The 11,784-nt window shown below is 61.7% G+C and carries 11 protein-coding genes; 7 read left to right on the forward strand and 4 right to left on the reverse strand.

The annotated features are described in order from the left end of the window. Window positions 1-170 precede the first annotated feature (170 nt). Window positions 171-1,232 (forward strand): XRE family transcriptional regulator, encoded by a 1,062-nt coding sequence (locus tag IVA91_RS14600; RefSeq protein WP_247299911.1) that lies wholly within the window; start codon window positions 171-173, stop codon window positions 1,230-1,232. A gap of 175 nt (window positions 1,233-1,407) precedes the next feature. Continuing rightward, window positions 1,408-3,813, forward strand: a complete 2,406-nt coding sequence (locus IVA91_RS14605) for a hypothetical protein (RefSeq protein ID WP_247299909.1) — start codon at window positions 1,408-1,410, stop codon at window positions 3,811-3,813. A gap of 500 nt (window positions 3,814-4,313) precedes the next feature. Here IVA91_RS14605 and IVA91_RS14610 read toward each other — a convergent pair whose 3' ends face one another. From IVA91_RS14610 to IVA91_RS14620, 3 genes are all read right to left on the reverse strand, one after another. After that, window positions 4,314-4,922 carry a hypothetical protein gene (locus IVA91_RS14610; RefSeq protein ID WP_247299906.1) on the reverse strand — a complete coding sequence of 203 codons (609 nt, stop codon included), beginning with the start codon at window positions 4,920-4,922 and terminating at the stop codon, window positions 4,314-4,316. A 1,243-nt stretch (window positions 4,923-6,165) separates the two neighbouring features. Further along, the gene (locus tag IVA91_RS14615) at window positions 6,166-6,813 is read right to left on the reverse strand and encodes a hypothetical protein (protein WP_247299902.1); all 648 of its coding nucleotides are present in this window, start codon (window positions 6,811-6,813) and stop codon (window positions 6,166-6,168) included. 13 nt (window positions 6,814-6,826) lie between these two features. After that, complete coding sequence (locus IVA91_RS14620; protein WP_247299899.1) at window positions 6,827-7,141, reverse strand: hypothetical protein; 315 nt, start codon at window positions 7,139-7,141, stop codon at window positions 6,827-6,829. Window positions 7,142-7,382: 241 nt separating this feature from the next. Here IVA91_RS14620 and mobQ point away from each other — a divergent pair, with 241 nt between their 5' ends. Beyond that, the gene (gene mobQ, locus IVA91_RS14625) at window positions 7,383-8,573 is read left to right on the forward strand and encodes a MobQ family relaxase (RefSeq protein WP_247299895.1); all 1,191 of its coding nucleotides are present in this window, start codon (window positions 7,383-7,385) and stop codon (window positions 8,571-8,573) included. 24 nt (window positions 8,574-8,597) lie between these two features. On the opposite strand, the gene IVA91_RS14630 is transcribed toward mobQ, so the two are convergent. Beyond that, window positions 8,598-9,185 carry a hypothetical protein gene (locus IVA91_RS14630; protein ID WP_247299893.1) on the reverse strand — a complete coding sequence of 196 codons (588 nt, stop codon included), beginning with the start codon at window positions 9,183-9,185 and terminating at the stop codon, window positions 8,598-8,600. 400 nt (window positions 9,186-9,585) lie between these two features. On the opposite strand from IVA91_RS14630, the gene IVA91_RS14635 reads away from it, so the two are divergent. The 4 genes from IVA91_RS14635 to IVA91_RS14650 form a co-directional block, all read left to right on the forward strand. Continuing rightward, window positions 9,586-9,903: a hypothetical protein gene (locus IVA91_RS14635; RefSeq protein WP_247299892.1), complete on the forward strand. Its 318-nt coding sequence runs from the start codon at window positions 9,586-9,588 to the stop codon at window positions 9,901-9,903. Further along, entirely contained in the window at window positions 9,900-10,160 is a 261-nt protein-coding gene (locus IVA91_RS14640) for a hypothetical protein (protein ID WP_247299890.1), read from the forward strand. Before IVA91_RS14635 ends, IVA91_RS14640 begins: the two co-directional genes overlap by 4 nt. 50 nt (window positions 10,161-10,210) lie before the next feature. Further along, window positions 10,211-11,125, forward strand: coding sequence for a tyrosine-type recombinase/integrase (locus IVA91_RS14645; RefSeq protein ID WP_247304047.1), 915 nt, complete (start codon window positions 10,211-10,213; stop codon window positions 11,123-11,125). Window positions 11,126-11,267: 142 nt separating this feature from the next. Next, the coding region (locus IVA91_RS14650; RefSeq protein ID WP_247458865.1) for a hypothetical protein at window positions 11,268-11,784 on the forward strand (517 nt) is incomplete at its 3' end.

The raw sequence follows: 11,784 nt of genomic DNA on the forward strand, positions 1-11,784 counted from the left end.
CCGCGATCGAGCGGGTGATGATTGTCAGGCAGATCGGCAAGGACGTGATCTGGACGGCGCAGGTCACCGCTACGGAAGCCCAGGCTGCGTGGGTGGACATCACGCCGGAGCGGATCCCTGACACTGGTCGGACCGACTTTGAGGCGGCGCGTGCGAGACGAGGACGCTAAGTGACCGACGCGGTCTTCAACGCTGACATGCTGAGACTCGCGCGTGAGGCGCGCGAGATGACCCAGGCTGATCTGGCGAGAGAGGCGTCTGTCACGCAGGCGCTCATCTCGAAGCTCGAACACGGCCTGATCGGCCAACCCTCCGACGAGGTGCTGGGCAACCTCGCGAAGGCACTCCGCTTCCCTACAGCCTTCTTCCATCAGCGCGAGCGCGCGATCGGGTTCCCCGCCTTTCACTACCGCAAGCGCACGAAGCTCGGCGCGAAGCCACTCGCGCGGATCGGTGCGGTCATCAACATCCGGCGTCAGCACGTGGCGAGGCTCTTGCGCTCCTACGACCTGGAAGTCGCCAAGCCGATCCCTCAGATCGACCTGGACGAGAGCGGCCTCACGCCAGAGAAGGTCGCCGAGCGGCTGCGCGCGTACTGGATGCTGCCGCGTGGGCCGGTCGCCTGCGTGGTTGATACGATTGAGCAGGCGGGCGGCATCGTCATCATGACGAGCTTCCACACCAAGCTTCTGGACGGCATCAGCTTCCGTTCGGAGGGCATGCCACCGCTCTTCTTCATGAACAAGGATGTTGCCGGGGACCGCTTCCGTTTCTCGCTCGCGCACGAGCTTGGACACATCGTTATGCACACCGTGCCTGACGACGATCAGAAGATGGAAGAGGAGGCGCACCGCTTCGCTGCGGCTTTCCTCATGCCTGCCTCGGATATCAAATCATATTTGATATCTCCTAAGATTACTGCTCTCGGTAGAGTGAAAGCGTACTGGAAGGTCTCTATAAAAAGCTTGATTAAAAGAACTTACGACCTAAAATTAATTACTGATTCTCAGTACAAAAACATGAATGTTCAGTATAATAAATCTTTCAACGAGGGTGAGCCATACGAAATACAGGTAGAAGAACCTTGGCGCCTTAGAGATATCATCAAGTATCACTGCAACGAGCTTGGATACAGCTTGTCTGACTTGGCGCGCCTTCTGGCTGCGAACGAAGCCGACGTTGAGCGCGCGTATCTCCCGCGCCAGGGCCTACGCCTCGTGGTTTCGAACTGAGTTTTGGGTCCCCTTCTACGTGACGAGGACGCGTGTCCAGTAGGCGTTGTCTCCGCCGCCCTCGACTACGAGAACCCCATGGGTGAGGATATTCACGACGCTGCCACAGCGCTTGCCACGGCATATGCGAACGGCGATGTCTACCGTGCATCGGGCATGGTCCAGCGGGAACATAATGTCTCTGTACAAAAAACTACAAGATGTCCGCAGCGAGGAAGACGTCAAAGATGTTTACATTCAGGCGTTAGGCTTGAAGAAATATACCAAAGGGCTAATTGATATTCGTACGAAGGAAATGTGGTTCGAGGCTAAACATCACGGCAAGGACTCAAGTTATAAGATGTTCACCCAGCTTCTGCATTATGTGCAGGATGGGTTGAATAAAGGGGACGAGTTACCACCGTTCCTGGCAGTAATGGATACTGAGAAGGCGGCTCTGATGAAGACCGCTGATGTTATTCCATTTTTGAAAAAGAAGACGATAAAATGGGGCAAGTCGGCTACTAAATTCCCGAAGGAGGCGCTCGACCAAGTATCCGCGTTCATTGGAACAAGGATGGTCTCGTTCAGGATAGCGACGCACGAAGATGAATTCATCAGTACTGTAAAAGCCGCTCTGACAAAGGGCGATATTATCCGCATTTCGATCACGCCAGATAATTTGAAGCAAGTTTTCGATAAATGGGTCGAGATGATCGGTCGGGAAATCGGCGGTGCTCCGGTAGATAAATATGCCCTTCTCTTTTTCGCCGACATCATGCATGACGGAACCAAGGCGACTCATGAAAACTTGCCGGCCGAACTTCTCCATCAAGGAGAAGCGCCCGTATTTTCCCTCGACGGTAAACTTTATAAACTAGGTAATCGTGAGGGTTACCGTCAGTTCTGGTCAATTTATCACCGCCCACCAGATGAGGAGTATCGCAATTACTTATTAGAGCGTCGCGACTCCCTAATCCCGCTAGACGAGCGTAGCTTCAAGGGCGCTTTCTATACTCCACTCCACGTGGTTGATAAAGCCTACGATAAGTTAGCCGACGTTCTTGGGAAGAACTGGCAGAAGAACTACATAGTTTGGGACATGTGCTGCGGCGTTGGGAACTTGGAAACCAAGCATTCCAACCCGCGAAACGTTTTTATGAGTACATTAGATCAAGCTGACGTCGATGTTATGAAAGCTACTAGAACCTGCGTTTCCGCCACTCGGTTTCAATATGATTATCTCAATGATGACATTACGGCTGATGGCAGAATTGACTATAGCCTCACCAACAAAGTGCCGCCCGCTCTGCGGCAGGCAATCGCCGAAGGTCGAAAGATCCTGATACTTATCAATCCGCCATATGCAGAAGCTGCAAACATAGATAACATCACAAGTTCTCGTGGGAAAAATTCAGAGAGCAAAAAAAGCGTTTCAAAGACGCAGATTGCTAAAACGATCAGTGATTTTGGATACGCTTCGCGCGAACTATTCGTGCAATTTCTAGTGCGGATCGCCAAAGAGATACCAAACGCTACCTTGGCTATGTTCAGTACCTTGAAATATGTAAATGCTCCAAATTTTGAGCCATTCAGGTCGTTTTGGAATGCATCTTATCTCGGCGGTTTCTTGGTGCCTAGCAAAGCATTCGATGGTCTAAATGGGAATTTCCCTATTGGCTTCCTTATTTGGGAAACCGATAATTCCGCAAAAAAGAAGACACCAATTACAAACATAGTTGCGGAGGTTCTTAATAAAAAAGGCGAAGCAATTGGCGAAAAGCAATTCTATAATCTACCAAGTGAGCGATTTCTGAGCAATTGGATTAAGCGGGCAAGGTCTAATAAGGATGACGCCCTGCCCTTGAAAGGCGCGCTCGTGCCAACGACTAGTATTAAAGATGTGCGTGGCACTAAATGGGCAGACGGAGCGATCGGCGGAATGATTGCGCCCGGTGGTGATGTTCAACACGCAAATCTTACCGCCTTGCTATCATCAGGGTACTGTAGCGCAGGCGGTTTTTTCGTCACCAAGGAAAATCTCTGGAAATCGGCAGTTGTGTTTGCGGTACGGCGTCTAGTTAAGCCGTCGTGGCTCAATGATCGGGATCAGTTCTTACAGCCTGATGAGCCTCTTACTGAAGAATTTAAGATGGACTGCTTAGTCTGGATGTTGTTCAGCACACAAAATCTGACGGCTGGCGCGAACGGATTGGAGTGGAATGGTCGCCAATGGAGTCTGGTCAATCACTTTATTCCGTTCACCGAGGCTGAAGTTAATGCACCTGACCGATTTGAATCAGATTTTATGGTTCAATACCTACATAAAAAGAAGTTTTCGGTTGAGGCTTCCGCAGTCTTACGAGCAGGTAAAATCCTTTGGCAAACGTATTTCTCCATCACCGATGTATATAGCGTTCGTCAAAGCCTCAAACTCAATCGCCCCGATGTTGGATGGTATCAGATCCGATCCGCTCTTGGTCGACGCGAGGAACAGAAAGACAAAATCGAAACCGAATTTGCTGTCTTTGACTCAACCTACGAGACGCTGACATCGAAGCTAGCACCGATGATTTATGATCTTGGCTTCCTAAAAACTTAGCGTGCAGCAGCGGCTCATGCTGGTAAGCAAGCAGGCGAGATCTCGGGACACGAGGCGGAGAGAGAACGTTCGTCTCCGCGCTGTCAATCTGCATAGGTATGGGCGCTTAGCGTACGTTTTCGAACATCCTCTGCGATGACCCCGAGTTGGCGTAGACGAAATACCAAAGGTCCAAACCGGGTGAACGACGACGCCTTCACAGATGAGCTGAGATCGGCCCTGGAGGCCCTGATCTCGGAAGCCCGTGCAGCAGGCCCAGGGCGGGTTGTGACCGCGGCCGAGCGCGCTGCGATAATCTGGGTCACGGACCGCCAGGAAGCCCCCGAGGCCGCCCGCCGCGATCTGCCGGTACCAGAGACCGCACGCCGCTTGCAGTAGGATCCCGGCCGCCCTGGCTCCTGTGGTGGGCGACGCGATCTCTCGTTCATGACGGACACCCGTACCCACGACGATCTACGAACTTACAGCCTCCCAGATCCGGACTGGTGCACAACTGCGGTTCAGCCGGCGAGCCGACGCCACCATGGGCGTGCTTTCCAGGCTTCCAGCTCGGCGCGGGCCTGGGCGGTCTCCGCTTCGGCTCTCTTCTCCAAAGCACTCAACTCTACCCGTGATTGAGCCGCTGCGGCATCGGCCAATGCTAATCGCGCTTGCAGCTCGCGCTCGCGACCCCCGGCCTCCTCAACGACCTGGGCGAGTTGCCGAGCGAGAGCGGCGACCTCCCCGACTAAGTGATCGGATTTCTCAGTCTCGGCGCTCCTGTCAGCTACCGCCTGCGACAGAGCTTGCTGCGCCTCTGTGAGAGCCCGCTCGAGCCGTTCGATATGGGCGGTTAGGAAGGCAACGAAGGTCCTTTCGAGAGGGCCTTCGACAGGAGGCTCAGCATCGATTTCGCTTTCATCGAGAGGGGTTTCGACACCTCTCTTGAGAGCCCGCTCAAACTCTTCGATAGGGATCTCTATCCGGGTCCTACCGTCGTTACCGGGGAGCCTACGCCAGCCCTGTCGGCGCACGAGCTGCCGAGCTGAAGCCGGTTTCAGAGAGAATGCTTCCTCGATCTCCGCATACGTCATGATGCGGGACGAAACCCCCTTCGACACCTCGCTCATGACAGCCCCTCGGTCACTCGGAATGAGACGGACGAGAGGGTGTGTCCATAACTCTTTCGAAAGGGTATCTGACCGCCCTTTCGAGACCCCCGTCGAGGGAGGGCTTACCGTAGCCGTGTTGACTGCCTGTGTCGGTACGGGGATGGTGGGCGAATGCCGGACTCGTGCCGGTTCGAGGAGATAACCGCCACGACGGCAACGTAGAAAAAGCAACGGCCCCTCAGGCGCCAACCTGAGAGGCCGTGGACCGATCTCATAGAGACCGGCGGGGGATCAAACACCTCCCGACAGTCTCACGAGCACCCTTAGGGGTCAAGACGGGACGCCAATCCCGTCAACGGTCTTGCTCGTTCTGTGGAAGGGTGTCGCCCGCTAAGGCGATGCTCGCTGCTGTGCCGTGGCCCGCAAGGGCTGGGACATGTTCGCTGAAGAACTTAGGCGCGCCGTCGAGGTTGCGCCCCGGGGCGCGCTGCCCGAGGTGGCGGCGCTGCTGTGGCGCGCCTTCGGGGCGGGCCAGGTGAGTGAGGCCGAGGCCGAGGCGCTGTCGGCGCTGATCGAGGGGCGGACGGTCATCCCGGCCGCGCCCGTGCCGCCGCGAAGGCCTGCTAGCTCCCGGCCGCGGAGCGACGCCCCGCCGGGCCGACCGTCCATCTTCCCCCCGAAACGCCATCAGCGCTCGCCGGATCGCGCTCGGTCACTAGAGCGACGGCGGACCTTGGCTGCCTCTGGTCCAATGCCCCCGGCGCTCGCGGCCCGGCACACGACTGGCGAACTCGCCGCGTTACGGATCATCGCCGACGAGGTGCGGGCGCGCGGCGCATGTGAACTGTGCGTGTCGGCCATCGCGGCGCGAGCCGGGGTGTCGGCCTCGACGGCACGCAACGCGATCCGGACGGCTGCCCGTTCCGGGCTTCTCCACGTCGAGGAGCGCCGCCTTCTCGGCCGGCGCAATGATCCCAACCGCATCACCATCGTGGATGCCGCTTGGCGGGCTTGGATCGCGAAGGGCGGCCGAACCGGGGGGGGTGCCTTCAAAAAACTCGAGCCCACGGACAGAGGATCTCAGAAAGCGCAATCTTGGAGCGGTCAGCGGCCAGCGGAAACGTCGCAAAGAGCTGCCGGGAGGCAGGGTCGGGCGAGGGCAAGGCCACCTTCCGATTCCGGACCGGGTCCGTCACGGCGAGTGCCATCCATGCGGTAGGCTCATGCACCCGATCGTCATTCCGAACGGCCCGCTGCGCACTCAGTAGCCGTCGAGCACGGCGTACTCGCCACGCGGGCCGAACCGCGGCGCGCTCAGGTCGATGCGGACGCACAGGCGCGTGCGCCTGTCATCGGACTGGCAGTTCGTCAGCACCACGCGGCCTGCGCGGCGTTGCCAGTCCTCGGCCCGCGCCTGGAGCGTCGGCAATGCGACGCGCAGGCGCTCGACTTCGGCGGCGAGGCGGGCGCGTTCCGCCTGACCCCAGAAGGTAGACGCGGCGACGCCGGCAAACTGTGCGCCGGTGGCGCCCAGCACGACGAGGCTCAGAACTGCGGTGAGGCGAAGTGTCAGCCGAGCCGTTGCCTGTCGAACCCCGTGCGTCGCTGCGTCGATCTCACCGCGCGCGTCGTGCAGCGCGGCCACGACCTCGCTGCGCAGTCGGTCGGCCCCGAGCGCGGAGACCGTCGTGTCCAACGACGCGACGCGGTCGGACAGCGTTCCGAAGGCCGGCCCGAGGGCCGACACGTCGAGGGTGAGGGTACGAGGTTTTGCAGCCGCCATCTCGGCCGCCTGTGCGGCCTTGAGCGTCCCCTGCATGTCCTGCCCGAGTCGGTCCACGTCGCGGCGGACTGCCTTGAGCGTGTCGAGCAACTCAATGACGGGGTCGGTTGAGTTCGCGCCGTCCATTGTCGGCAGGGTCCTACGAGTGCTCCGTCTCGGTGGGCGGAACAGGATCCTGTCTCATGGAGAAGATGTGCAGGCGGCCGAGAAGGTCGGTGACCCTTCGGAGGTCCACATCCGGAAGACCGTCGTTGTCGATGATCGAGACCAGCTGCTTGGCATTGGCAGGGCTGTCGTAGGCCCATCGGATCACAACAGCGCCGACGACCTTCGCCTCCCGTTCATCCCTGGCTTGGATTTCTGCCTCCACACGTGCGGTCTCAGCGGCAAGCGCCGTCAGCCTCTGTTCCGGGGTGCGCTTGATGCGCTTCGGCTTGGTCTCGGTCGTGTCCATGTTCGAAGCTCGCTTTTTGAGAGTTGCATTCGAGGGGCGGGCAAAGCTAGGGTTGAGTCCCGAAGGGCGCGGTTACGTCTCGGACTGCGTCCGACACCCGCGGTCCTCAGGGGCTGCGCCCCGCCGGACGGCTTCCCCCCAGTCCGGCGCTTAGGCGCCGGACGTCAGGGTTCCTCACCCTGAAACCGAGCCAGCGTCGGGCCGCTGGACCACGTATGTGCGCACAGGGCGCGGTGACGGGATGGCGCTGTACCGCTTCGAGCTGAAGGTGATCGGCCGCTCCGGCGGGCGTTCGGCCGTCGCCGCAGCCGCCTATCGCTCCGGCACCCGGATGGTCTGCGCCCGCCGCGGCCAAGTCTTCGACTACAGGCGGCGCAAGGGCGTCTCGTCGCGCGAACTCCTCGCTCCCCCAAGCGCACCGGCATGGGCTCGCACGGATCGCCAGAAGCTCTGGCAGATGGTGGAGGCGAGCGAACGCCGGGTCGACAGTAGGCTCGCGAAAGAGGCCGTACTCTCGTTGCCGCGCGAGCTGAGCGTCGAGGATCGCGTCCGGCTGGTCCGCGCGTTCGTCGAGCGGGAGATTGTCGCGCTCGGTCTTGTCGCGGACATCGCGCACCACGACGGACGGACGGGAAAAGACGATCCGGACGGCGGCAATCCGCACGCTCACGTGCTGATCTCGACTCGTCGCGTCGGTCCCGATGGGTTCGAAGGCAAGGAAAAAGCTCTCGACGCTCGAGACACCCTGTTGCATCTCCGTGAAGCGTGGGCTTCGCATCTGAACGAAGCGCTCGAGCGTGCCGGAGCGCCGACGCGGGTCAGCCACCTCTCGCTCGCGGCACAATGCGAGGACGCCAAGGCTGAGGCTGCCGATGCGCGCGCCAGCGGTGACACGGAGAAGGCGGACGAAGCCGACGCAGCGGTTTTCGTGCTTGATCGGAAGCCGGAGCCGAAGCTCGGGCGGGGACACCACCTCCGAACCCGCGCTGGCATTCAGACCGACCAAGGCGAGGCCGTAGACGCGCTCCGGATTGAGCGTGCCCGCCGACAAACGCTGACCGCGACCCTGCGCACGCTGCTCCGAAAGGCCGCGCAGTTTCGGTTGCAACTCGGCGACCGCCTGCGTCAAAGCTTGAGCGAAGGTGCCATGGCCTCGCTGCGGGATACCAACCTCGCGGTGTCGGTGGGTCGCTTGGCACGCGGCGAAGGGGAGCGCCTGACTCCCGATGAGCGCATCAAGGCACAGGAACGACAGCGCGCGTTGAGGCACGAACAAGCTGAGCGGCGCTTGGCTTTGGGAGATGGTGAGCAGGCCTCGGCACGTGAGCGCGACCTGCGTCGAGAGGAGATTGAGCGCCATCGTATCGAACAGGAGTTACTGAGGGTCCGCGCCGTGATGCGGCGAGATCGTGGACGTGGGATCGGCCGCTGAGCGGCCGATCCACGGGCCGGCGCGCTAGTCCCTGCCCCACCCATCGTTCCGAACCGGCTTGCGGGACTTGGGCTTGCGCTTCTGTTCGGCCTTCGGGGTGAGGTTCGGCGGCACCGGAGCCGGAGCCGGCTGAGGAACGACGGGAGCGGGCTTGGCCTCCGCGTCTTTCTTGGCGCGCGCGTCGATGATGAGATCGCCGATGGTACGGTCGAAATTCGGCCCGTCATCGACGTTCGGTGGGACCTTGCACCGACAGGTCAGACACCGGTCAACGCGCACCCGGATCCGCTCAAACGCGCGTTCGTCCTCGGGCGTGATTTCCTTGTTGTCACGCTTGAGGAGCCGCACGCGGTCCCAGGTATCGATCTCGAAATCCTCGATCTCGCATTCCCAGAGTTCGATCCGCACGTCTTCCGGAACGGGGACGCCCGCAACGTACGTCGCGGTACTCAGAAGAAGGGCATTCTCCTTGCGGCACTCCCATGAAAGGTGACCGGCTCTCCTGACCTGTACGAGATATCGACAATCATGAGGGCGCAGCGGGTTTGAAGCTTCCGGCGCAGCGGAGGCATTCTGATCTTTGCGGTCTTCGTTCTGATTGGAGTTGGACATGTGAGGCCCCGGCATTTCCAGTTGCGAGGCCGTCTATGAATATCGCTCTTTGCCGAAAGTACAGAGCGGAGACCATTGGATAAGTGGGCCGGACCGGCAGACAGTATCTTGAAAAAGCTGAGAAATACTGCTACAAGGAGCAAGAACGACATCATAAAGACGGGAGAGACCCGTCACATGTGGAGGGGCATTCGCCACCCCAGTGAAGTCGATGGACTTCACTGGCCACATGTGAATACATTCTTAAAAGTAACCTAATGGAATTTGGCGGCTCGCCAAAGCCCGAATTGGCGGCAATTCACAGTTTCGTGAAGGAGCTGCCTAGGGTGTGGGCAGCCGCGGGGTGGCGTCTTCTGGGCTGTGATAATGACGCTTATCGGAGGTCAAGACGGAGTCGGTCATGGTGGCGCTGTTGGAGCAGATGCTCCGGGACGTGCGCCGGGAGATCGCCGCGATCGAGATGCGCTCGGCCGCGCGGACTGCTGGGCTCCTCGCCCTAATCCGGGATGGGGCCGACACCGCCGAGCAGGACCGGCTGATGTCGGAGGACATGCGCACCCTGGACGGCCTGCGTCAGGAACAGCGGGTGCTGAAGGAGGCCCTGGAACGCCCCGACCTCCCGGCGAGCGCCCAGGATCTGCTCGATCTCGCCGACGCGAAACTACGCCTTGTCCTTGAGGCCCGACTCCAGCTCCAGGACCTGAGGGGTCAGGGATGACCGTCGCGCCCGTCCCGGCCTCATCGCTCCTCGATGACGCGCTCGCGGACGCAGATCGGGAGATCGCCGAGACTGAGCGGCGGCGCGAACGGCAAGTTCACCTCCTCCACGGCCTCGACCCCGGCACGAAGGCGCGGACCTGCGCCGAGCGCCTCCTGTGCGAGATCGACTGGACCCTCTCAATCAACCACACGCACCGAACGCTCATCCAGAACCTGCTGGCGACCGAAACCTCCAACGACGTGGGTTCCCCGTGACCACCCTTCCTACCCCTGTCGCAGAGACCGCAATCGGCCCCGCGCTCGACTTGGAAGCGGTCGCCGCCCGCGCCGCCGGACTCGCTCGGCAGGCGCGCGCCGCTAACACGCTCCGCGCCTACGAGGCCGACTGGCGGGAATTCGCGGGGTGGTGCGCCGCCCGCGGCCTCGAACCGCTGCCCGCCGCCCCGGCCGTGGTCGGGCTCTACCTCGCCGACTGCGCCGACCGGCTGTCGCTCGCGACCCTCGCCCGGCGGGTGAGCAGCCTCGCCGCCCGGCACCGCCGGGCCGGGCTCGGCCTCGACGTGCGCCACCCGGCCGTGGCCGACGTGCTGGCGGGCCTCCGGCGCGAGCGCGGCTCCGCCCAGCGCCGCGCCGAGGCCCTGACCGTGCCGCGCCTGAAGCAGGTGCTCGCCGGGCTCGGCGACGGCCTCGCCGACCGGCGCGACCGCGCCCTGCTCCTGGTCGGCACCGCCGCCGCGTTGCGGCGCTCCGAGCTGGCCGCCCTCGACGTGGCCGACATCGCCGTCCTGCCCGAGGGCCTGCGGGTCACGATCCGGCGCAGCAAGACCGACGCCGAGGGTCGCGGCGCGGTGCTCGCGGTCGGGCGCACGGGACAGGCGACGTGTCCGGCCGCCGCCTACACGGCGTGGCTTGCCGCGACCGGGATCGCCGAGGGGGCGGCGTTCCGCGCCGTCGACCGTCACGGCCGCCTCGGCGGGCGGCTGTCCGGCAACGCCGTCGCGCTGATCGTCCAGCGCCGCGCTGGCGCCGCCGGGCTCGACGCGGCGGCCTATGCGGGCCACTCCATGCGGGCGGGGTTCGCGACCTCGGCCGCCCATGCCGGGGTTGGCGAGATCCGGATCGCTCACCAGACCCGTCACGCCTCGCTCAGCACCCTGCGCCGGTACGTCCGTGAGGGGGCCCTGTTCGCCGACAATCTCGCTGTCGAGATCGGATTGTAGCGCTTCCAGGGCTCTCGTCTGGGACGCCCAGGAGTCCAAAGCGTAAGGCCCGACAAGGAGTTGCGGCTCGGTTATTGAAACGGTTATATTTTCCGCCATATCCTTCCAAGGGCGCGACGTGCTGCCGGATGGAGAGGGCCTTATGGACGTGGAAGAAGACCAGTCGCGCCAGATGGCGATCATCGAGCCCCTGCTGCTCGGCATCCACGACGCCTTGTACGAGGCGGTCGCCACCTACAACGGTGACGGGTACTCGGATGCGGTTCGTGCGCAGCACAGTGATCGCGCTGCCGCGTGCTGCATCTACGACCACGCCGAACGAGCGCTGATGGACCGCTTCGACGGCACGCCTGGGGTGAACTTCCTGGATCGCCGGGGGCTTCACCTGCTCAACTACCGGGATCAGGCGCTGATCCGGGTCAAGAAGGTGAACGGGTTAGGCCAACACGCTAACTACCAGACCCTGCAACAGCAGGATTATGACGACGAGATGCCCCTCCTCGATCTGCCCGAGGCGGCCGTGCGTCTGTATGCGGGCTACCAAATGGATGCCGCCGGGTCCGCGATCGAGCGGGTGATGATTGTCAGGCAGATCGGCAAGGACGTGATCTGGACGGCGCAGGTCACCGCTACGGAAGCCCAGGCTGCGTGGGTGGACA

It is taken from the genome of Bradyrhizobium sp. 153, assembly GCF_023073835.1.
Taxonomy (GTDB): Bacteria; Pseudomonadota; Alphaproteobacteria; order Rhizobiales; family Xanthobacteraceae; genus Bradyrhizobium.

Excerpts from the sequence above, each read along its gene's own strand:
- IVA91_RS14605 (WP_247299909.1), top strand. The coding sequence starts at position 1,408 with ATGTCTCTGTACAAAAAACTACAAGATGTCCGCAGCGAGGAAGACGTC.
- IVA91_RS14610 (WP_247299906.1), bottom strand. The coding sequence starts at position 4,922 with ATGAGCGAGGTGTCGAAGGGGGTTTCGTCCCGCATCATGACGTATGCG.
- IVA91_RS14615 (WP_247299902.1), bottom strand. The coding sequence starts at position 6,813 with ATGGACGGCGCGAACTCAACCGACCCCGTCATTGAGTTGCTCGACACG.
- IVA91_RS14620 (WP_247299899.1), bottom strand. The coding sequence starts at position 7,141 with ATGGACACGACCGAGACCAAGCCGAAGCGCATCAAGCGCACCCCGGAA.
- mobQ (WP_247299895.1), top strand. The coding sequence starts at position 7,383 with ATGGCGCTGTACCGCTTCGAGCTGAAGGTGATCGGCCGCTCCGGCGGG.
- IVA91_RS14630 (WP_247299893.1), bottom strand. The coding sequence starts at position 9,185 with ATGTCCAACTCCAATCAGAACGAAGACCGCAAAGATCAGAATGCCTCC.
- IVA91_RS14635 (WP_247299892.1), top strand. The coding sequence starts at position 9,586 with ATGGTGGCGCTGTTGGAGCAGATGCTCCGGGACGTGCGCCGGGAGATC.
- IVA91_RS14640 (WP_247299890.1), top strand. The coding sequence starts at position 9,900 with ATGACCGTCGCGCCCGTCCCGGCCTCATCGCTCCTCGATGACGCGCTC.